Origin of the sequence: Ponticaulis sp., assembly GCF_029210165.1 — a bacterium.
In the GTDB taxonomy this organism is placed as follows: domain Bacteria; phylum Pseudomonadota; class Alphaproteobacteria; order Caulobacterales; family Hyphomonadaceae; genus Ponticaulis.
Window position 1 is genome coordinate 850618 of sequence record NZ_JARGNT010000001.1, and the last position, 20989, is coordinate 871606.

Annotated in this window: 22 protein-coding genes; 7 read left to right on the forward strand and 15 right to left on the reverse strand. The window is 55.6% G+C overall.

The genetic code is table 11. The annotated features are described in order from the left end of the window. Window positions 1-23 precede the first annotated feature (23 nt). From P1U45_RS04230 to P1U45_RS16645, 4 genes are all read right to left on the reverse strand, one after another. Window positions 24-719 (reverse strand): RNA-binding protein, encoded by a 696-nt coding sequence (locus P1U45_RS04230; protein ID WP_301057653.1) that lies wholly within the window; start codon window positions 717-719, stop codon window positions 24-26. Then, complete coding sequence (nusA, locus tag P1U45_RS04235) at window positions 697-2475, reverse strand: transcription termination factor NusA (RefSeq protein ID WP_301057654.1); 1779 nt, start codon at window positions 2473-2475, stop codon at window positions 697-699. Before nusA ends, P1U45_RS04230 begins: the two co-directional genes overlap by 23 nt. Beyond that, entirely contained in the window at window positions 2472-3053 is a 582-nt protein-coding gene (rimP, locus tag P1U45_RS04240) for a ribosome maturation factor RimP (RefSeq protein ID WP_301057655.1), read from the reverse strand. The genes nusA and rimP overlap by 4 nt, the downstream gene beginning before the upstream one ends. A 213-nt stretch (window positions 3054-3266) precedes the next feature. Then, window positions 3267-3611, reverse strand: coding sequence for an endonuclease domain-containing protein (locus tag P1U45_RS16645; protein ID WP_366144964.1), 345 nt, complete (start codon window positions 3609-3611; stop codon window positions 3267-3269). 189 nt (window positions 3612-3800) lie between these two features. On the opposite strand from P1U45_RS16645, the gene P1U45_RS04250 reads away from it, so the two are divergent. The 3 genes from P1U45_RS04250 to P1U45_RS04260 all read left to right on the forward strand — a co-directional run bounded on the left by P1U45_RS04250 (window position 3801) and on the right by P1U45_RS04260 (window position 7003). Then, on the forward strand, window positions 3801-4592 hold the full coding sequence (locus P1U45_RS04250) for a Bax inhibitor-1/YccA family protein (protein ID WP_301057657.1): 792 nt from the start codon (window positions 3801-3803) through the stop codon (window positions 4590-4592). A gap of 132 nt (window positions 4593-4724) precedes the next feature. Then, complete coding sequence (locus tag P1U45_RS04255) at window positions 4725-5285, forward strand: LemA family protein (protein WP_022693667.1); 561 nt, start codon at window positions 4725-4727, stop codon at window positions 5283-5285. A 5-nt stretch (window positions 5286-5290) separates the two neighbouring features. Then, window positions 5291-7003 (forward strand): DUF2207 domain-containing protein, encoded by a 1713-nt coding sequence (locus P1U45_RS04260; protein WP_301057658.1) that lies wholly within the window; start codon window positions 5291-5293, stop codon window positions 7001-7003. 64 nt (window positions 7004-7067) lie between these two features. Here the strand turns inward: P1U45_RS04260 and P1U45_RS04265 are convergent, their stop codons facing one another. Further along, window positions 7068-8441 carry a M17 family metallopeptidase gene (locus tag P1U45_RS04265; protein WP_301057659.1) on the reverse strand — a complete coding sequence of 458 codons (1374 nt, stop codon included), beginning with the start codon at window positions 8439-8441 and terminating at the stop codon, window positions 7068-7070. A gap of 151 nt (window positions 8442-8592) precedes the next feature. Between P1U45_RS04265 and P1U45_RS04270 the strand changes: the two genes are divergently transcribed. Next, window positions 8593-9408, forward strand: coding sequence for a tetratricopeptide repeat protein (locus tag P1U45_RS04270; RefSeq protein WP_301057660.1), 816 nt, complete (start codon window positions 8593-8595; stop codon window positions 9406-9408). Between the two features lie 3 nt (window positions 9409-9411). Here P1U45_RS04270 and P1U45_RS04275 read toward each other — a convergent pair whose 3' ends face one another. The 10 genes from P1U45_RS04275 to P1U45_RS04320 all read right to left on the reverse strand — a co-directional run bounded on the left by P1U45_RS04275 (window position 9412) and on the right by P1U45_RS04320 (window position 19056). Then, window positions 9412-9834: a hypothetical protein gene (locus P1U45_RS04275; RefSeq protein WP_301057661.1), complete on the reverse strand. Its 423-nt coding sequence runs from the start codon at window positions 9832-9834 to the stop codon at window positions 9412-9414. A 129-nt stretch (window positions 9835-9963) separates the two neighbouring features. Next, window positions 9964-10938 carry a type II secretion system F family protein gene (locus P1U45_RS04280; protein ID WP_022693672.1) on the reverse strand — a complete coding sequence of 325 codons (975 nt, stop codon included), beginning with the start codon at window positions 10936-10938 and terminating at the stop codon, window positions 9964-9966. A 12-nt stretch (window positions 10939-10950) separates the two neighbouring features. Beyond that, complete coding sequence (locus P1U45_RS04285; RefSeq protein WP_301057662.1) at window positions 10951-11967, reverse strand: type II secretion system F family protein; 1017 nt, start codon at window positions 11965-11967, stop codon at window positions 10951-10953. A gap of 2 nt (window positions 11968-11969) precedes the next feature. After that, on the reverse strand, window positions 11970-13451 hold the full coding sequence (locus tag P1U45_RS04290) for a CpaF family protein (protein ID WP_301057663.1): 1482 nt from the start codon (window positions 13449-13451) through the stop codon (window positions 11970-11972). Between the two features lie 9 nt (window positions 13452-13460). Further along, window positions 13461-14900, reverse strand: a complete 1440-nt coding sequence (locus P1U45_RS04295; protein WP_301057664.1) for an AAA family ATPase — start codon at window positions 14898-14900, stop codon at window positions 13461-13463. Between the two features lie 21 nt (window positions 14901-14921). Beyond that, window positions 14922-15608: a CpaD family pilus assembly lipoprotein gene (locus P1U45_RS04300; protein WP_301057665.1), complete on the reverse strand. Its 687-nt coding sequence runs from the start codon at window positions 15606-15608 to the stop codon at window positions 14922-14924. Between the two features lie 14 nt (window positions 15609-15622). Further along, a complete protein-coding gene (locus P1U45_RS04305) occupies window positions 15623-17269 on the reverse strand; it encodes a type II and III secretion system protein family protein (protein WP_293609175.1) in 1647 nt (548 codons plus the stop codon). Continuing rightward, a complete protein-coding gene (gene cpaB / locus P1U45_RS04310) occupies window positions 17266-18105 on the reverse strand; it encodes a Flp pilus assembly protein CpaB (protein ID WP_301057666.1) in 840 nt (279 codons plus the stop codon). The genes P1U45_RS04305 and cpaB overlap by 4 nt, the downstream gene beginning before the upstream one ends. A gap of 67 nt (window positions 18106-18172) precedes the next feature. Then, on the reverse strand, window positions 18173-18700 hold the full coding sequence (locus tag P1U45_RS04315) for a prepilin peptidase (RefSeq protein ID WP_301057667.1): 528 nt from the start codon (window positions 18698-18700) through the stop codon (window positions 18173-18175). 194 nt (window positions 18701-18894) lie between these two features. Continuing rightward, window positions 18895-19056, reverse strand: coding sequence for a Flp family type IVb pilin (locus P1U45_RS04320; protein WP_022693680.1), 162 nt, complete (start codon window positions 19054-19056; stop codon window positions 18895-18897). A 251-nt stretch (window positions 19057-19307) separates the two neighbouring features. Here P1U45_RS04320 and P1U45_RS04325 point away from each other — a divergent pair, with 251 nt between their 5' ends. From P1U45_RS04325 to P1U45_RS04335, 3 genes are all read left to right on the forward strand, one after another. Next, the gene (locus P1U45_RS04325) at window positions 19308-19775 is read left to right on the forward strand and encodes a pilus assembly protein N-terminal domain-containing protein (RefSeq protein WP_301057668.1); all 468 of its coding nucleotides are present in this window, start codon (window positions 19308-19310) and stop codon (window positions 19773-19775) included. 150 nt (window positions 19776-19925) lie between these two features. Then, window positions 19926-20438: a TadE/TadG family type IV pilus assembly protein gene (locus P1U45_RS04330; RefSeq protein WP_301057669.1), complete on the forward strand. Its 513-nt coding sequence runs from the start codon at window positions 19926-19928 to the stop codon at window positions 20436-20438. A gap of 3 nt (window positions 20439-20441) precedes the next feature. Then, window positions 20442-20987: a TadE/TadG family type IV pilus assembly protein gene (locus P1U45_RS04335; RefSeq protein ID WP_301057670.1), complete on the forward strand. Its 546-nt coding sequence runs from the start codon at window positions 20442-20444 to the stop codon at window positions 20985-20987. Window positions 20988-20989 lie beyond the last annotated feature (2 nt).

Consider the following 20989-nt stretch of genomic DNA (forward strand, 5'->3'; position numbering starts at 1 on the left):
CCGGGGACCAGCACGAAATCTCTCTACTCGACCGCCCCAGAATACCATACGTCGCCAGAGATCTGGCGAAACTCGTACAGCCTACGATAGTCACTTGTCCACATGTCTGCGAACCGACCGGTTTTCAGCAGACCATGTACCACATTGTCACGGCCTAAGGCCATGCCCAATTCCGAAGAAGACAGCCCTGAGGCGACGCGTACCTTTTCCCATAGGCCTACAGCGAGGCCCATGATCTTGCGTCGGCCATCTGATGCGCCATCCGACGCCTCCAGAAGCCAGCCCGGAGAACGCCCTTCAAGCGCGCCGCGGACCTGATCAAATCCTAAGATAAGTGCGCCCGAGCGTTTTGCCAGCCCCAGAGTGGACTGACAGCGCTGCAAGAGCTGATTTTCGACCTGATCAACAAGGTCTTCCGGCAGTTTTACCTGACGCTTGAAACCGCGCGCAAAGCCGCCTTTGGAGCCAACCAGCTCTTTAAGCGCATCACGGTCGCAACGCACCCAGACACCACGGCCCGGCAGTTTTCCGGCAATATCCGGCACGACCTCACCATCCGGCGACAGTACGAATCGGATCATGCGCGACGCAGGAAGTTTCTCCCGTGTCGCGAGACACATGCGGAAGGGTGACCCGGTTTTCTTCGCCGGGCCAGCATCCATAAGGTCCTGATTGTCGTCTACGCTATGTTCGGACTCATTGAGGATCTGCGTCTTCATCGGCGCCCTCCTCACTGCTCTCTTCAGAGAAGTCAGACTCATCAAGGTCTGCCAGCTCTTCCAGAGCGTCATTGCCGATATCATCAAGCGCCATCAGTGCGCGCTCTTCTTCGGTCAGTCCAAATTCGTTCACAGCGCCTTCTTCAGCTTCGTCGTCATCAACGAACTGCGCTTCCAGCTCTGCAAGTTGTTCGTCATCGATCCAGCCAACCTGGTGACGCGCACGCATCACGAACAGTTCAGCTTCGTCAGCGGACAATTCGCCCTTCGGCAGAAGACCCGCCTGGAAGACAGGCTTGCCATCCGGGCCCGGCTCACGCCAGCCAGTCAGATCGTCCGGCACGAGACCCGCAACGTCTTCGACTGTTTTGATGTCGTTCTCGCCAAAGATCACAGCCAGCTGCAGCGATACGCCGTCCATTTCCAGAACCGCATCATCAACGCCAAGCTCGAGACGTTTTGCGTTAAGCTCTTCGTTCTGACGCTCGAGGAACTCGCGGGCACGTGTCTGAAGCTCTTCAGCGATCTCATCGTTAAAGCCTTCAATGCTCGCCAGATCGTCATGTTCGACGAAGGCAATCTCTTCGACAGACTCAAAGCCTTCTGTTGCCAGAAGCTGCGCCAGTGTCTCGTCCGCATCGAGCGCTTTCATGAAGAGCGCTGTACGTTCCTGGAACTCGCGCTGGTAACGCTCGGAGTCCTGAGTTTCTGTCATCAGGTCGATCTGCCAGCCGGAAAGCTGTGTCGCCAGACGAACGTTCTGACCACGACGGCCAATCGCGAGCGGGAATTGCGCATCCGCAACAACCACTTCAACGCGCTGCTCGTCTTCGTCCAGAACAACCTTGGTGACTTCGGCAGGCTGAAGCGCGTTGACGATGAATGTCGCCGGATCTTCAGACCATGGAATAATGTCGATCTTCTCGCCGCCAAGCTCGCCTACAACGGCCTGGACGCGCGCACCGCGCATACCCACACACGCACCGACAGGGTCGATAGAGGAGTCGTTAGACCAGACACCGATCTTCGCACGTGAACCCGGATCACGGGCACAGGATTTAATCTCGATCACGCCTTCGTAGACTTCAGGCACTTCCTGCGCGAACAGGGCAACCATGAAGTCAGGGTGTGCGCGGGAGAGGAAGATTTGCGGACCTTTAACCTCGCGGCTCACCTTATAGAGGTAAGCGCGAACGCGGTCGCCATTCTGATAGTTCTCACGCGGGATAGAGTCGCCGCGGCGGATAATGCCTTCAGCGCGGCCAAGGTCGACAATGATGTGACCATGCTCGACGCGCTTGACGATGCCGTTAATGACTTCACCGACGCGGTCTTTGTATTCGTCATACTGACGGTCGCGCTCGGCGTCGCGAACCTTCTGCATGATAACCTGTTTCGCAGTCTGCGCGCCAACACGGCCAAACTCGAACGGAGGAAGCTCTTCACGGATTTCGCCGCCGATTTCGATTTCAGGGTCGATCTCGCGCGCCTGATCGAGTGTCAGCTGCTGGATTTCGTCTTCCAGTTCTTCGTCGGCAACAACCGTCTGAACACGCCAGAGTTTCTGCTCACCCGTTTTCGGGTCGATCTTCGCACGAATGTCGTGCTCCTGACCGTAACGCGAGCGGGCAGCTTTCTGGATCGCCTCTTCCATCGCCTCGATGACGATCATGCGGTCGATATTTTTCTCAGCTGCAACTGCGTTAGCAATCTGCAGGATTTCAAGCCGGTTCGCTGAAACGCCGATAGCGCTCATGACTGGTTTTCCTCTTCCGTATCGGGCGCATCGCCCTCTTCTTCAATTTCGTCGAAGCTGCCGTCTTCCACATCGGCCAGTTCACCCTGAGCCTGAGCAAGATCGATCAGTTCATCAGTGAGCACGAGGCTCGCTTTGCTCATATCGGCAACGTTTGCTTCCAACTCAGTATCGTCATCGAGTTGGAGCTTCACAACGCCATCAGCCTCTTCCGTGATCACGCCCTGAAAACGGCGACGACCATCGATTGGCATAGAGAGTTCAACTTTTGCCAGATGGCCGGCCCAGCGCGCGAAATCCTTCGCGCGTGTCAGCGGACGATCAATGCCCGGCGTTGAGACCTCGAGATGGTATTTATTGTCGATGAAGTCATGCACATCGAGCGCCGGCGAAATGGCGCGTGAGAACTTGGCGCAGTCTTCAACGTCCGTTCCGCCATTTGTTTTCTCGACCATGATCTGCAGCGTAGGTGTACGCCCGCCCATCATACGAATACGCACGACCTCAAGCCCCAGAGCCTCGGCTTCAGGTTCGATGGATTTCAGAATGCGGTCTTCAATGCCTTTGATGGTAATCAAGATTGACTGACTTTCAGGAACGAAAAACGGCGACCCGGTTTTCCCCGAGCCGCCGCCAACTATTTAGCGATTTGAGGCCCTTATAACGCTTAACGATGATCTTGTCGAGCATTTGTGTGAGGCGGCGTAAAACGCCTCTGTTTTCCGAGCAAAGTAATATCGGTGCGCGGATAAGCCCTTCTCCCTCACAGGGAGAAGGGTTTGGGATGAGGGTTAATCCAAATCCTGTAGCGCTGAAGTCACTAGCCGGTGAAGGTGTTCAGGATGAAACGTTTCATCGTTAGGGATGCGCAAAATTCGCCATCCTCGTTCCTTCAGGTCCGCTTCACGTCTCTCATCTCTCGCTTTTACGGTCGGCAGGTTGTGAATACCTCCGTCGATCTCGATTGCCAGCCGAACGGTCGTTATGGCGAAATCGACAATAAAGTCTCCAATCGGATGCTGGCGGCGCACCGGATATCCTAACTTTCGAAAATGCCGGAGCGTCTGCCAGGCAGCCTCCTCTGCCGAGGTCGAAGTCCTGCGCAGATTTCGCGCTCGTTTCGTCGGTTCACTCATCCCCTCACCCTAAATCCCTCTCCCCCAAGGGGCGAGGGACTTTGCAGACCGAAGCTTTACGCCGTAAGACCAACACTCAAGGTCGGTTATTCGATGTGCCGCATGCCGGTTTTTCTTGCAAAACGATATGCTGGCTTCCATATTATCGGCAATCCGCAATAGTGCGGGCTGACCTAATAAGGTGGAATTATGAACGATTTCAATTTCGCTCGTGCAGGCCAGATGCCCGCCGGCACCATGGACACGTCGACCGATGAGGGCCTGCGTAAGTTCATGCTCGGTGTGTACAACAAACTGGCGCTGGGAATTCTCCTCGCCGGTGTTCTGGCCTTTGTGGCTGGTACTGTGCCGCCGGTAACCCAACTGATTTTCGGCACTCCATTCCAATATGTCGTACAATGGGGTCCTATTGCACTGATTTTCGGCTCCATGTTCTTCATGCGAAACCCGTCTCCAGTCGGCTCAGCTATCCTGTACTGGTCCATTGTGACGCTTCTCGGCCTTGGCCTTGGCGTATGGGTTGTCATGGCTGAACTTCAGGCCCAGGGCACACCTCTCGCGGCTGAAACCCGCGGCGGCATCGAACTGGTGAACGCTGGCTATGCCACAATCATGAAAGCCTTTCTGATTACGGCGATCGCGTTTGGCGGCCTGTCTCTCTGGGGCTACACCACGAAGAAGAACATTTCCGGCTTCGGCAACTTTATGATCATGGCGATGATCGGCGTATTTGGCCTCTCAATCATCAACATGTTCATGCCGCCTAGCTCTACGATGGAATGGATCATCATGGGCGCTGTTTTCGTTCTCTCTGCTGGCATTGTTGCCTGGCAGACCCAGGAGCTGAAATTCAGCTATTATGAGATGGCTGGCAATGAACGTGGTCTCGCAGTGATGACCAACTTCGGCGCTCTGAACTTCTTCATCTCGTTCGTGAACATGTTCCGCATCATCATGATGTTCCTGTCTTCACGAGAATAGACAGAGCATTCTTTCAGAACATCAAACCCCGGCTCCGGCCGGGGTTTTTTATTGCGCGCAAGACACTGCTTGTCGGCACACCTCACTCCGCGTTAGATTCAAATCCGGTATGGGGCGAGAACGGGGCGAAACATGATTTCCTACATTTTTATTGGCCTGGCGGCGCTTTGCGTGACGATCACCGTCATCATCTACAACACGCTGACGGCCAAAAAGCTGATGGTCGACAATGGCTGGTCTGACATTGATGTGCAGCTGAAACGCCGCGCCGACCTTATCCCGAACCTTGTCGAGGTGGTGAAAGGCTATGCCGAACACGAGCGCGGCACGCTGGAAGAGATCATCGAGACACGCAACCGCGTCCTCACCGCTCCGGACGAACCAACCGCAGAACGTCAAGCGGGCGAAAGCGAAATCAGTCAGGGTCTGACACGCCTGTTTGCGCTGGCAGAGGCCTATCCAGACCTGAAAGCCAATGAACAATTCCTCTCTCTTCAGAAAGAGCTTTCGAAAACAGAGGACGAGATTTCCTATGCCCGCCGCTTCTTTAACGGTGCGGTGCGCGACTATAACACAGCGCGCGAAAGCTTCCCGTCCAACATTTTCGCCGGCATTTTCAACTTCGGCCCACGTGAGTTCTTCGAGATCGAAGAGGTCGACCGCCTGAACCCGAATATCTCTCTGAACGGATAAACCCCATGGTCCGCGCCTTTCTTATCAGCCTTGCCGCGCTGTTGTTCACGCTTCCGGGCTTCGCGCAGGAACGTATTCACGATTTTGATGTCGATATCGAAGTCCGCACCGATGGCGACTTTGTTGTCTCCGAAAGCATTGCAGTTACCGCGATGGGCCAATCCATCCAGCGCGGTATCTTCCGCGCCCTGCCCCGCTATTTCGGCGATGAGGAAAACCACCGGTTCGAGTATCGCTATGATGTGATGGAGGTGACGCGAAACGGGCGCGAAGAACCCTACGAGACTTATAGCGAAGATAACGCCTATTATATCCGGATCGGTGACCCCGATATCTTTCTGCCGCGCGGTGAGCGGCAGACTTACGAAATTCGTTATCTCGTCAGAAATCAGGTCCGCTATAATGAAAGCTTTGATGAGCTTTACTGGAACGTCACCGGCTCCTACTGGGATTTCCCGATTGAAAAAGCGAGCGTGACCGCGCGCTTTCCAGACGGGGTAAGCTTTCAGGATGTCAGCCTTTATACAGGTCCGCAGGGATCGACACGAAGCGATGCCCGCGCAGACATTCTGGACAACACGGTTCAAGCGCGCATTACCCGCGCTCTGGGCCGTCAGGAAGGCTTCACCATGTCGGTATCCTTCGACAAGGGCCTGATCGATCCACCATCAGCGGCAGACAAGTTTGACCTCTGGCAGCAGCTCTGGCTCGGCCTCGTGCTTCTGGCCGCGTCTCTTTTTGGAGTGGTCTTCTTCTATTACCAGTCCTGGCAACGTGTCGGGCGGGATGCATCCCGCCTGCCGGTCTTCCCGCATTATCACCCGCCAAAAGGCATTTCTCCAGCCGCCGCGCACTATGTCTATCACCGCAGCTTCAAGGGCAATAAAGCCTTCACCGCGAGCCTGATGGACCTTGGCGTAAAAGGCTATCTGGAGATCGATTCCGAAAAGAAGGAAGTTACGTTCACGCGCAAGGATGGGGATGCTGAAGGCCCATTGCCGGAGATTGCACCTTACCAACGCGGGCTTCTCAATAAGCTGATGGGCACCTCTGGCAGCAAGACCATTGGCAAGAAATATGACTCCGGTTTTGCGACCGCGTACAAAGATTTTAAAACCACAGTGTCCAAGGATTACGGCAATCCGTATTTCAAATGGAACACCGGCTATGTGCTGTTTTCCATGGTGGCCAGCCTTATCGCAATTGGCATTGCGCTCGCGGTCACGATCAATTGGACAGTCTGGCATGCCGTGGCGATTGCAGCCCTGATCATCGTCAATCTGGTCTTCATGTATCTCATGCCCGCGCAGACCAGGAGGGGCGAGAAAGCGCGTTCTGAAATCGCCGGTCTGAAGCTCTATATGGAGAAAGCCGAAAAGGCGCAGATGAACTCGGTCGACCCGCATGGCGACCGTCTGCCGCCTATGTCCAAAGCCCGATATGAAGAGCTCTTGCCCTATGCGATTGCGCTTGATGTCGAAAAGCCGTGGACGAAATACTTTGAAGACGTACTGCCGGAAGAGGCCCGGAATTATAATCCCGGCTGGTATACCGGTCATATGATGGGCCACTCGCTCCATTCCATGAACCGCGCCATGGAAAGCTCGATCAGTTCAGGCGTCGCAACGGCATCCGTTCAGCCATCCTCCAGCTCTGGCGGTGGTGGTGGCGGATTCTCCGGCGGCGGCGGCGGTGGTGGTGGCGGAGGCGGCTGGTAAGTTATTCGCTCCGGTTCGTCTCTGACAAACACGGAACGAACTCAAGGCCGCAGCCACCCAAAGATCAGCTATAGCGCGTCTTCAACACCTCGAACATCGCGCGAAGGCCTTGCGCGGCAGCGCCTTCAGGGTTGCCGAACTTGGCATGACGCCATGCCCACACATCCCAGTGCACCCAGCTTGGCGCGTCCACGAATTTCTTCAGGAACAGGCCAGCTGTGATGGAGCCGCCCATCGGGCCTTTGGCAGAGTTCTGGCAGTCGGCAATATCGCTTGAGAGCATGCTCTCATACGGCATCCAGAGCGGCATACGCCATGCAGGGTCTGCCACCGCAGACGAGGCATCAGCAATGCTGGCAGCCAGCGCATCATCATCAGTGTAGAATGGCGCAACTTCAGGGCCCATCGCGACACGCGCAGCACCTGTCAGCGTTGCAAAGTCGATCAGCAGGTCAGGTTCGCCGTCTTCCTGCGCGCGGGTGAGCGCATCAGCCAGAACGAGGCGGCCTTCAGCGTCTGTATTGTCGATCTCTACCGTCAGGCCTTTGCGCGAATCCAGCACGTCGCCCGGACGGAAGGCACCGGCACCAATCGCGTTTTCAGCAGCTGGAATGCAGAGCTTCAGATTAACTGGCAAGCCGTGCGCCATAACCAGACGCGCAAGCGCAATCGCGTGCGCGGAGCCGCCCATATCTTTCTTCATGAGGCGCATATAGCCACCGGTTTTCAGATCGAGACCACCGGTATCAAACGTGATGCCCTTACCAACGATTGCCAGCTTCGGCTTGGACGCATCACCCCATGTCAGCTCCATGAAGCGCGGCTCATCATCTGCTGCGCGGCCAACCGCATGGATCATCGGGTAGTTCTGCTCCAGAAGCTCGTCACCCACTACGGATTTGAGCTCTGCACCAAACTCTTCAGCGAGGCTCGCAATCTCGGCCTGAAGAATGGACGGAGACAGATCCTGCGCCGGTGTGTTCACCAGATTACGAAGCAGCTCGATGCTATCTGCAAATTTTACAGCTGCATCCAGCTCACCGGCATCCGGAATGACCAGCACGGGCGCGTCAGCCGAACGGGCCTTGTAGCGGTCGAATTTATACGCGCCATCTGCCCAGCCGACATGAAGCACGGATGTCTCAAGGCCATCTGCGATGAAGTCGAACCGGTAAGTGCCGCCTTTCAGAGCCGCAGAGAGCGCCGCCACGCCCAGAGGCGCTTTGCCATCGCCCATGCCGAAGGCGATGCGGGAGAGATTGCCCGTCATATCAGGCAGACGGACCAGATTGCCCGCTGCAGCCTTGAAGCCTTCAGCGTTCAGAACTGCGCGCGCATACTCAGACTGCGCCGACAGATAATCTTCCAGAATGTCACTCGTCACGAGATCGACAGGGATCGGGGCGGCGTGTGAGGCGGTGAAGTAAGCTGTCGGCATAAATGGCTCCCTTGATTCTCGTTCAATCTAGGGGGCGCCGCGCCCTCTTCCAATCCGTGAGGCAGGGAAAGAGCGCAGAAATCAACAGGTCTTAACCAATCCTTGACGCAAATCGTCGATTTTTACGGAATTAGATTCCCTGGAGTCCGCTATGTTTGCCGTAAAGACCTCACGTGCAGCCCTATCTCTTCTCTGTGTTGGCGCACTTGCCGCCTGTGCGCACGGCCCGACCGACGAAGAGCTCGCCTATCGCGAGTCCGTTGCCAATGAGAGCCTTCTGCCTGCGACAGAAGAAGAGCGTGAGGCCATCCGCAATCAGGACCCGATCACGCAAGCGACGTTCTGGGGTATGGAATTCGAACGCAGCCCTGGCGACATGGAAGCGGCTGTTGAATTTGTCGGCGCACTTCGCGCCATTGGCAGTGAACAGCGCGCGCAGGAAGTCGCGTCTCAGGCGCTCGCTATGGCACCGAACAATGCGGAGCTTCTGTCTCACTTAGGTAAATCGCTTCTGACCAGCGGAGATGCCAACGGCTCTGTAAACATTCTGCGCCGCGCTATGGTTGCCGCGCCGGATGATCTTTCCATTCCGGTCGCGCTGGGCGTTGCCTATGACCAGACAGGCCGTCACCGTGAAGCACAGAATACCTATCGCCGCGTTCTGGAACGTGATCCGAATTCGGCTGCTGCTTTGTCTAATCTGGGGCTGTCACTCGCGCTGACAGGCAATCCGGAAGAAGCCGAAATCTATCTGCGCCGCGCGGTGGACCAGCCGGAAGCCGGTGCGCGCGAACGCCAGAATCTGGCGCTTGTTCTGAGCATTCAGGGTAAATTCGATGAGGCCCGCGATGTCGGCGCTGCAGATTTGCCGGACGAACTGGTCGACGCCAATATCGATTATTTCCGCGCCATGCTCACACCGCGCCAGCGCAATTATTCTACGCTACGCGGCACGACGGACGAATAGGACTTAAATAACAGTCTCTGGCAGCATGCGGTCTTTTCGGAAGAAGCGCATAACAGGCGGCAAAGTAATCGCCAGCACGACCATTGGCACAATCACATAAGTCACAAATGGACCGCGAATTGCCGGATCTGAAAACGGGATTTGCAGATCGTAATACATGTTACGGATCAGCCAGTTAAAGCTGGTGAATGGCGCAAGCGCCGCAAACGATGCGACCATGGAAATCAGGCTCGCCATCACCACTCTTTCAAACCGTGAACAGGCATAAAGCGCAGCCGAAACCGTCAGCGCGACAAGGCCAATCATGAAGGTACGGTCCCCCAGCCACAGGCTATGGCTGTAGGCGGCTGCCTGCAGAAAGATCGCCATCACGCCGGTCGCGAAAATTCCGTACACAGCACGAAGGTGGGAAGCAAACTTATCCAACGGAGTGTCCTTCTAACAAATCCCGTTCCTGTCAGCTTCACATCCTAACGGACATTTCCACACAAACGTTTATAGAGCCGGTTCAAATTTTAACCGGCGTCTTTACCAAATCAGTAAGGGCGTAAAGCCCTACTGCTCCATCTCGGTGAATTTGATGTAAGCCGGGCCGAGGATGACGAGGAAGAGCACCGGCAGGAAGAAGACAATCATCGGGACTGTCAGCTTGGCCGGAAGCGCTGCAGCTTTCTTCTCCGCCTCAGCAATACGCAGATCACGGTTTTCTTTCGCCATAACACGCAGAGAAGACCCTAGCGGTGTACCGTATCGTTCAGCCTGAGCGAGCGCCATACACACGGCTTTCACGCCCGGATGGTTGGTCCGTTTGGCAAGATTGTCATAAGCTTCGCGGCGATCTGCCAGATAAGAAAGCTCTGCGTTTGTGAGCTTCAGCTCTTCGGCAAGCTCGGTCGATGCTGCACCGATCTCACCACCGACACGGTCAAACGCCATCTCGATGGACATACCCGCTTCCACGCAAATGAGCATCATATCGAGCGCATCCGGAAAAGCGCGCATAATGGACGCCTGACGCTTCTTGGCGAGGTTGGAGAGGTAAAGGTTCGGCGCGTAGAAGCCCGCAGCAGCCGCAAAGACGACAATCGCGATGCGCATTTGCGGCGCGGCCTGAACCATGCCGAGCACAAACACATAGAAGAAAGCTGCACCGGCAAACGCAAATGGAAGCGCGAAACGGAAGAAGTAGAATGTCGCAAGCGGACCGCCGCCACGAAGACCTGCCTGAACCATTTTGTCCTTAACGTTCGGATCTTCGAGAAGCTTTTGAAGGTCCAGCTTGTCCACTGTGTCCTTCATAAAGCCCGAACCCTGGTTCTGCTTCAGACCTTTTTGTTCAAGCTGCGCACGGCTCTGACGTCTCAACTGTTCGCGTCGGTTCGTCACCGCCTGCAAACGTGTTTCCAGCTTGTCACTCTGAAAGGCAGGCAGGGCAATTGTCAGGATCGTGGCAAAACATGCAACGGCTGCGAAAACAGCGGCCAGCATGCCCGGGTCTGTGACGTATTCTGCAATGTCGGTCAGTTCCATGACGCCGGCCTTTTAGAAGTCGAAGTTGATCATGCGCTTCATGACGTAAATGCCGAGCCCCATCAGGCCAACGCCGATCAGAAGGATCAGGTTACCCATAGGCTTCAGGAACAATTCCATCATGTAAGCTGGTGTTGTGATGTAGACGAGCACCATCACGGCAATCGGAAGACAGCCAATGATCATCGCAGAGGCTTTCGCCTCGGATGAAAGCGCCTTGATCTTCTCACGCAGCATTTTGCGCGAACGGATCACCACGGAGAGGTTGTTCAGCGCTTCAGAGAGGTTACCACCCGTCTGCGCCTGAATACCCAGAACGATGTTGAAGAAGTTCACTTCCTGCAGCGGAACGCGGCGATAAAACTTTTCAAGCGCCTGAGAGATGGACTGGCCCATAGAGAGGCCGTCCGTGATCTGTTTGAACTCAGACCGCAGCGGCTCAGGGCTTTCTACGGCAATAATACGCAGGCATTCATTAAGCGGCAGACCGGATTTCACACCACGGACGATGATATCAAGCGCGTCCGCAAACTGGTTGGTGATCTTTTTGTGGCGGCCAGCGATCATGAAGCCGAGCACCCAGCGCGGCAGACCAAGAAAGCCGGTGAAACCGAACAGCGCAGCGATCAGAACACGCGCGCCTTCACCCAGGAATGTCGTCGTGACGCTGGCAGGTGCGAGGATAAAGCCGAGCGCGCCGAGGCCGACACCAACACCCAGAGAGGCGAGATAAAATGTCGTCGCATTCATATCGAGACCGGCCTGTTTCAGGCGGGACCCAATATCCTGCGGAACGAGAGATTTCTTTTTCTTCTGCTCGCCTTCACGCAGGTTTTTGAGCATGTCCTGCGTCTGACGACGACGTGCGGCGAGCGGGTCATTGGCTTTGCCGTCGACGCGGCCTGTCGAAGCGAGCGCTTTCGCACGCTTGCTGGCCTTGCCGGAATCCTGTCCGCCGGAGAACGCAAAGCCGATGCCTGCAATGGCGAAAAAGGCGAGCGCCGCGATGATGATGGTTTGTGTATCCATGATCAGCTGCCCTCGAGCGCATCAAGTGCGTCTGCCAGTTCACGCTCCATATTGTAATAGCGTGCGCGTTCCCAGAAGCGTGGACGACCGACCCCAAGACCACGGTGAGCCCCTTTAATCTTGCCGTCAGCATCTTCGCCATCAACTTCGAATTTCATGATGTCCTGCGTGACGATCACTTCGCCCTCAAGGCCCATGACTTCAGTGATGGAGATGATTTTACGCGTACCATCGCGCAAGCGGGACGCCTGAACGACAACGTCGATCGAGCCCACAATCATTTCACGGATGGTTTTCGCCGGCAGAGAGAAGCCGCCCATCGTAATCATCGATTCCACACGGCTAAGTGCCTCACGCGGCGTGTTCGCGTGGAGAGTACCCATGGAACCATCGTGACCTGTGTTCATGGCCTGCAGGAGGTCAAACGCCTCCGGGCCACGCACCTCGCCCACGATGATGCGGTCAGGACGCATTCGCAGACAGTTCTTTACCAGATCGCGCATGTTGACCGCGCCCGAACCCTCAAGGTTTGGTGGACGCGTCTCAAGACGCACAACGTGCGGCTGTTGCAGCTGAAGCTCGGCCGCGTCTTCGCAGGTAATAACACGCTCGCTTGGCTCGATGAACGCGGTCAGCGAGTTCAGAAGCGTTGTCTTACCAGAACCCGTGCCGCCGGAGATCAGGACGTTACAGCGACATGCACCGATAATACGCAGGATTTCAGCACCCGCTTCAGAGATCGACCCGAAATTAACGAGGTTCTCGAGCTTGAGCTTGTCCTTCTTGAACTTACGAATGGTGAGCGTCGGGCCATCCAGCGCCAGTGGCGGGGCGATAACGTTCACACGTGAGCCGTCCAGAAGACGCGCGTCACAAATCGGGGAGCTTTCATCGACGCGGCGGCCGACCTGGGACACGATGCGCTGACAGATATTCATCAGCTGGGCATTGTCACGGAAGCGGATATTGGTGCGTTCAATACGGCCGTCGACCTCGATATAGGTCGTGCCCGCGCCGTTCACCATGATATCGGCAATGTCATCACGCGCGAGCAGAGGCTCAAGCGGACCATAACCCAGAACGTCGTTACAAATGTCTTCGAGCAGGCTTTCCTGCTCGGCAATCGACATGACGACATTCTTGATCGAGATGATCTCGACGACGATGTCACGAATTTCTTCACGTGCGCTGTCTGCGTCCAGCTGGGCGAGTTGCGCCAGATCGATTGTGTCGATCAGCGCGTTAAACACCATGGTTTTGACGCGGTAATATTCATCAGAGCGGTCATCAATCTTGGCGACCGCCTCTTTGGCTTTTTTAGGCTTTTGCTTCGGTTCAGGCTTTGGCGCTGCTTTTGGCTCAACGCGCTGCTTAGCACGCGGCGGCTCAGGCGCCTTGGCAACCGGCTTCACCTTTTCAGGTGGCGGCGCTGGCGCTGCAGCCGGTGTTGCCTTTGTTGGTCCGTCAGTGCGTTTCCCGAACATTCAGTCCGCCTATTTTCCAAGCTTGATGAGTTTTTTGAGCAGGCTGACCTGCTGCTCCACGACCGTACGGCCCGTGAGAAGACCCGCCAGATGGTCGATGCCAACGGACGATTTCGATGTCGGGTCCGTCTCTGAGATCATCTGACCATTATTGGATGCCTGACCGAACAGGTTCGGCTCGAACGGCAGAACCAGGCTCGGCTCGACACCAATCGCCGCGGCAAAATCTTTCACTGGAATTTCCGGACGCTTCGGCACGCCAACCATGTTGAGAACAACTTTTGGCGGCGTATCATTGCTGCGCGCGTTTTTCAGGAAGTCGACAATGTTCTTACCGTTTCGCAGAGAGGCAAGATCCGGCTGACAGACAACGACGACATCGTCTGCATTTGTCATTGTTGCGCGGCTCCAGTCCGACCAGATGTGCGGCATGTCGAGCACCACAAACGGTACATTACGACGAACGCGGTCGATGACTTCATCATAAGCTTCTTCGTCGAAGTCGAAGTCCGAGTTCAGAGAAGACGGCGCCGTGAACAGAGACAGGCGCTCTGTCGCTTTGGTCAGAAGACGGTCGAGAACCGTATCATCAACGCGTTCCGGATCTCCGAGCGCGTCTACAATCGTCTGATTGCCTTCCTGATTGAAATCGAGCGCTGTCGTGCCCCAGGAAAGATCGAGGTCAACAAGAGACGTGTTGATCTGGATGTTCTCTGAAATCGACCATGCAAGGTTGTGTGCAATCGTAGACGAGCCAACGCCGCCTTTTGCACCAACAACTGCAACCGAGCGGCCCATAAACGGACGCTCCGGGTCGACATAAAGCGCGGAAATTGACTGGATGAGCTGTGTCGGCTGGAATGGCGGGACGAGATACTCGCTCACTCCGCGCGCAACGAGCTGACGGTAAAGCTGAACATCATTCATCGCACCGATCACAAGCACGCGAATATTCGGATCGCAAAGCTCTGCGAGCGCATCAATCTGCGCCAGCATTTCGCGGGCTGGCAGGCTGGATTCAACGATCAGCAGGTCAGGCGTCGACTGTTCCTGATAAACCTGAATTGCGCGCGCAAGGCCACCATCTTCGACTTCGAGATGGACTTTCGCGAGACGGCGGTCACGGGAGGCTGCATCAATCGTTTTAGCCGTACCTGCACGTTCGCAGAAGGCATGGATCGAGATGCGCGGAACCGTGATGTGGCCCGTCAGGCCCTCATCAGTGAATGTAGATGGTCCTGTGTCGACAGAAACCGTCGCGCGATACTCGTCATCATCAGACGCTGGCGCCGGAGACGCAGAAGCAGGCTCGAAGCCCATATCGTCGCCACCGAAGTCATCGCCGAAGTCGGAGCTTCCGCTATAACTCTTATCCGGCACGAAGCTGTCATCCGCACCGAAATCATCGTCAAAGTCAAAATCGTCGATAAGATTGCTTTTGTTAGACATCAACCGATCCTCACCTAAACCCTATTCCACAGCCGTGCTGACAGCGCCGCTTTCGCTATCAGACCGCTCCGTTGCCGTGCTCTGGCCAGCACGATAAAGATCCAGCACCTCAATCCGGCGCAGCGTATCTGCCGGATCAGACCGACGCGCACCAAGAAGGTCTGCCGGATCAGAAACCATTGCCGCGAGATTTGCCCGCATAGAGCAGCCAAATGACGGGTGAGGGTCATTCGAGCTCGTTGCCGCAAGGTTCAGCGTTGCAAGCGAAGGACAATCCGGCGCAATCGCGCGGTATGCGGTGAAGGCCAGAACCATTGGCGCTTCCGGTGACCCGTTGGAATTGTAGTCACTGCGTTCAATGTCGCGGATATTGTATTCAGCTGCGAGGTTCAGCATCTGGTTCACGCTCGCCTCATAGCTTGACGCATACGGGCTGCCCTGAGGCACTGATACGACCAGCGGGCCATGACGGCGGCCGCGGCGCGCATACTCAGACAGGAAATAGCGAACATCGCCCTGACGGTATTGCGGAATGCCATGCTGGCCGGAATGGGCCTGAAGCTCGAGCACTTCTGTGTCTTCGACCACTTCGATATCGTGGTTATAGCGACCATTCGTGCCGGAAACCGGAACGATCGGGTCATACGACGCGCATCCAGCGAGTGCGGAGAGGGCGGCAGCGCCGATGAGATAATGTGAAAATCGCATCTTTATGTCTCCAATCACTCGATGATGAACCCGACCGGCGCGTCGAAGTTTTCACCTTCAACAGAAGCGCCAGGGACGGAGTAAACGTCGTTAAGACGGCCAAGGAAGAAGCCCGCAGCCGGACCAGCCGTTGAATAGCCTTCATCAGGCGTGCGCAGACGGTTCGGGTCAGTCGGGTCGACCAGATAAGGCGTCACGATGACAACCAGCTCAGTCTCGTCATTCTGGAAGTCGCGCGAACGGAAGAGCGCGCCGAGAACCGGAATGTTGTTAATGCCAGGAAGCGAGTCCATGGACTGCTTGGTTTCTTCCTGAATGAGGCCCGCAATCACGGTTGAACCACCAGAAGGAAGCTCGACCGTTGTTTCCGCGCGGCGAACGCTCAGCGCCGGAATGTTGATTGTCTGAACTGTTGTGACATTGCCGTTCGCATCGGTACCGGCAACAGATTGCGGCGCGAACGCACCTTCCTGTGTCAGCTCAGAAACTTCTGTAGAAATACGAAGCGAAATACGGCCCTCGGAGAGGACAACCGGTGTGAAGGCGAGGCCAACACCGAACGGTTTGAACTCGAGCTGCACGTTACCTGTTTCGTCCTGACCGACCGGAACCGGATACTCACCACCCGCAAGGAAGCGTGCAGATTCGCCGGAAATCGCAGTCAGGTTCGGCTCGGCAAGCGTGCGCACAAGGCCGATACGCTCAAGCGCCTGAATGTTTGCGCCAATAGAGTTCTGAAGCACTTCAGAGCCACGTGGGCCAACAAAGTTTGCAAGGCTGCCTGCCATAGCAAGACCGCCAAGCGCGCGACCGGCCACGTTAAACGCGTTGCTTGTAGAGGTAGACGAACCGCCAGTGAAATAACCGTCATAGACCGTTTGGCCGATAGGATTGCCACTAGTGTCGAGCACCAGATTGCCATTGCCGTCGGTCATAAACGTCTGAACCGGGTCAACATAGTCGCCATAATTGTGCGTGCTGTTGAGATTCACACCGATCTGACGGGTCAGCGTGCGCTGCATCTCAACGATGCGAACCTGCAGCATAACCTGGTCATTGGCGTCGATATTGAGAAGGTTGATGACCTGACCGCCGCCAGTGTCTCCAGACGACATCATCATACCGCCTTCACCGCCCGCAGCCGCTGCACCGCCCGCTGGCGACTGAACGATAAAGTTCTGCGCAAGCTCAACCGCGCGCTGGGCCTCAGACAGGCTTGATACGCGGCCTGTCAGAATGATCGCGCCATTAGACGCTTCAGCGGTGATCGACGCATCTGGAAGCAAACGTGTGTAGAGATCAGCGAGACCGGACAGGTCCTGTTCGACGCGAATTTGCAGGTCCAGAAGCTGGTTACCGTGAATATCAAAGAAGAACGCGTTCGTTTCGCCTGTGCTCACGCCGCGGAAAATCACGCGCTGCGGTGTACGCACGACTGCGTCAGCGATATCCGGGTTTGTGATGATGACATCCGCAGCAGGGATGGACAGTTCCACAACCGAGGATTTGTTCACTGGCAGGAGAAGGTCTCGCGTTACTGGGTTTGCGCCGGACTGCGAGATGTTTACCTGAACGACGTTTTGTGCCGCAGCAGGCGGCACAAGTGGAAGGCTGATGGCGATGAGGCCCGCGAGTGCAGGCCAGATAGACTTCCCGATCATTGAGAGCCCCCGATATTCATGTGCTCGGTATTGCCGCTTCGGTATATTCGGACGCTGCCGGAGGCGTCCTCCGCGGCTTGAATGTTATTTGTTGCGATGACGCCCTGGCCTGATCGCTGTGCTTCAGCGACACCGCGAAGGGTGAGCGAGATATCGCCCATTCGGGTTGCCAGCATGAGAACTTCTGCGTGGCGCGGCTCAAGTTCCAGCGTCGCGGTCGTGCCGACAACGACGCTTTCATCTTCGGTTTCAGCAAAGTTCTGGTCGATCGCAAGAACGCGTACGTTCTGGAGGACAGTTTGCGTGGATGGGCGCTCTACAAGAATGTCACCTTCGGCAACCTCGATGTCGTAAGTCAGAATGACATCAACGCGGTCATTCGGAAGAATAAAGCCACCAGCAGCTGTCTCGACCGAAATCTCAACGGCGACAGCGCGCATGCCATCATTCAGGATTGCAGCCATGAAGCCGTTTTCACCCGGACGAACGATTTTGCGCTCGATCATCGGCTCACCGGAGTAAATCGGTGTACGCACGATAGAGCCTGCGAGCTCTGTGATTGCATCCGGCGACATTTCAGAGACGAAATATGTGTCGTTGAGGTGTGCTTCCGGCCAGTCCTGCCATGTCAGATCGTTTGGTGCGATCCGGTGACCGAGCGGCATATCGCTGGACGCGACGAGAATCTGTGTCAGAGGAATTTGCGGCTCAGGCTCTGCCAGCTGTTCGACAACCTGCACAATCTGAGGCGGAGCTTCTTGCTGTCCCATCCCACGAACGAGCATTGCAGCAACCAGCGCAGCGCCGCCTGCCACAACCAAAATCAGAATTCGCATTAAGGACACAGAGACCACTCCTTACGGGCAATTTCCCGAAAACTTCACCAAAAAGAACACAATGCAGCTAAAGCATGGTTAACGAATTGAGCGCCGAGGCACTGAAAATTTGAAACAGAACCGGGCTGGCCGGGATCGCCCAGACGCCGCCGAACGCAATTGCGACAGCATATGGAATGCCAGGGCCTTCGACGACCGACCTCTGAAGAAAGCCCGGAACCGCCTGAGCGGGCACAAACCGGCGTGACATGAGAATCAGTATTGCTAGCAGGCCGCCTGTCAGCGCGAGGCCGTAAACAAAAGCCATTGCGCCGGCCGGACCGACCCAGACCATCACAGCCGGGATAAGTTTTGCGTCACCGCCACCAAACACGCCGATCGAAAACAGGCCGAAACAGATGAGGAGCGCAATGAAACCGGCAAGTATATGCCAGCCAATTGTTACCAGAGGCACGCCGAGAATTAACGCTCCCACCGGAAAAAGAACTGCAAAAGCAATTGAGAGCCAGTTTGGAATGGTCATGCTCGCTACATCGTGCAGCGCACCAAAGATAAGTCCCGCAAGAAAAAGCGCGATTAATACCGAAGCCAACATGTCCTATCCCTGTCGTTTCAAAGAATAAGGTGACAAGAATTACTGAATGAATTGTTGAGGCTTTCGAACGAGTTCGCCGCGCTTCTTAGCCATGTTCAGTTCGAGCCAGATAGCGCGCAGCAAAAAACCGCCGGGCGAGATGCCCGACGGTTTCCTGTAAACCTGCGAAATTCACAAATTTGACTGCCTGGCTATTAAGCCATTTCAGCAGCAACTGTGCTGAATGTCGTACCAGCGTTTGTACCGAGAGCGGTAACGCCAGAAATAACAGCAACAGCGATGAGCGCAGCGATCAGGCCATACTCAATTGCAGTTGCACCAGATTTGTCTTTAAGAAAACGTACGATGTTTTTCATTTCTATCTCCCACATAGGCAAGGATGGCCCGTCAACGTGTGTTCGTCCCCGGGTCGAAAATCAGACTATGCGATTGAGATGAAAACGAAGTTCACCGGACCAGAAAGTTTCAGGGGGTCCGTTAAGCTTTTGGTTTACCATAAAACCGGCACACCAGACGCCTGCACATACAGAGCATCACACCCATTCTGTTAGTATTCGGTCAATGCTCTCAGTTTATTCTCGCACGCGTGTAATGGGAGCAGTGCGTTATGAAGCACATTCTGATGACGGTTTTACTCAGTGTTGCAGCGCCTCTGGCAATTGCAGGTGAAGGCGGCCCTGTTCAGCAGGTTATCGAAGCACCACGACAGGAAGTCGGGCCGGTTATCGTTCAGCTTGAAGAATCCATTCCTCTGATCATGTCAGACAATATTGCTGGCATCTCCATCGGCACATCGCGCATTGCGGACGTCATCGTGCACGACCAGAACACTCTGTTTGTTACAGGCAAGGCGTATGGTTCAACCAGCCTGCATGTCATCGATACGCTTGGTAATGTCGTGGTCGACACCACCATCCATGTTGTCGATGCGTCTCCGACACGTCTTCGCGTGAACCGCGCGGGCAGCGATTATTCCATGGACTGCACGCCAAATTGTCAGGCCTCGCCAAACATTGGTGACAATGCTGATTACTATCAGTCAATCATCTCTCAGGCGCGCGACGCGGGTCAGTAATTTCGGGCTTTCCCGTAAATTTCATCAATCGACGAAACCCGGCGCAAAACAAGTTTCGCTAGGCTGAACCCTCAACGCTAGGAGGACGTTCAGTTGCGCGTAAGCGGGATACTTTCAAAAACCGGATCTAATAGACTGGCGAATAGCGCATTGCTACGCCGGTTTGCCGGTGATCGCTCAGGTGCAAACGCAGTTGAGTTCGCGCTCGTTGCCGCGCCATTCTTCGTGCTGCTCATCGGTCTGTTTGAAATCTGCATGATCTTCATCGCCATGACGACACTTGAACATGGCGCCGCCGAAGCTGCGCGCCGCATCCGTACAGGTGAACTTCAACAATCCGGCGCAAGCGCGGACTCGTTCAAAGCACTCGTCTGCGATTCCACGTTCGGCATTCTCGATTGTGACGACCGCCTGAAGGTGGACGTACGTGTGTTCGACGATTTTGGTGGGGCGCAAGGCAATGACCCGCTTCAGGATGGCGACGTGAATGACGACGATCTTCAGTTCGACGCCGGTCAGGGCAATGACATCGTGCTCGCCCGCGTCTTCTATGAATGGCAGATCATTACGCCGGTTATCGGCGCCCCCCTGTCCAACATGAATGGTGACCGCCGCCTGCTTCAGGCCAGCGTTGCCTTCCGCAATGAGCCGTTCGGAGACTAGACCATGAAAACGACCGGTTTCCTTTCCCGTCTCCGCAATTTCTGCCGCAATCGCGACGGTGTGTCCGCTGTCGAGTTCGCGCTGATCCTGCCTGTCTTTGCGACGCTCTATTTCGGATCAATCGAGGTTTCATTCCTGATGGCCGTAGACCGTAAGGTGACGCACACAGCGAGTGCGCTCGGCGATCTGACAGCACGCGGCACAGTTCTCACGCCAACAGAGGTGAACGATATCTTCGCCGCCTCACGTGCCCTCTTCCAGCCTTATGATGGCACACAGGCGCAAATGCGTGTGACCAGCATTCAGCGCATTAATGGCAAGAATGAAGTCATCTGGTCAGAAGCACAAAATATGACGGCCTATGCGCCAGGAACGAATGTCGATGTACCGAACAATCTTCTGCAAAACGGCGACAGCATCGTCATGGCAGAAGTGCTCTATAATTATAATTCGACACTCGGCTATTTCCTGCCATCGGCGCAGAACCTGAACGAGACGTTCTATCTGCGTCCGCGCCGTGTGGATGTTGTCGAACTGGATGCCGACTAAGC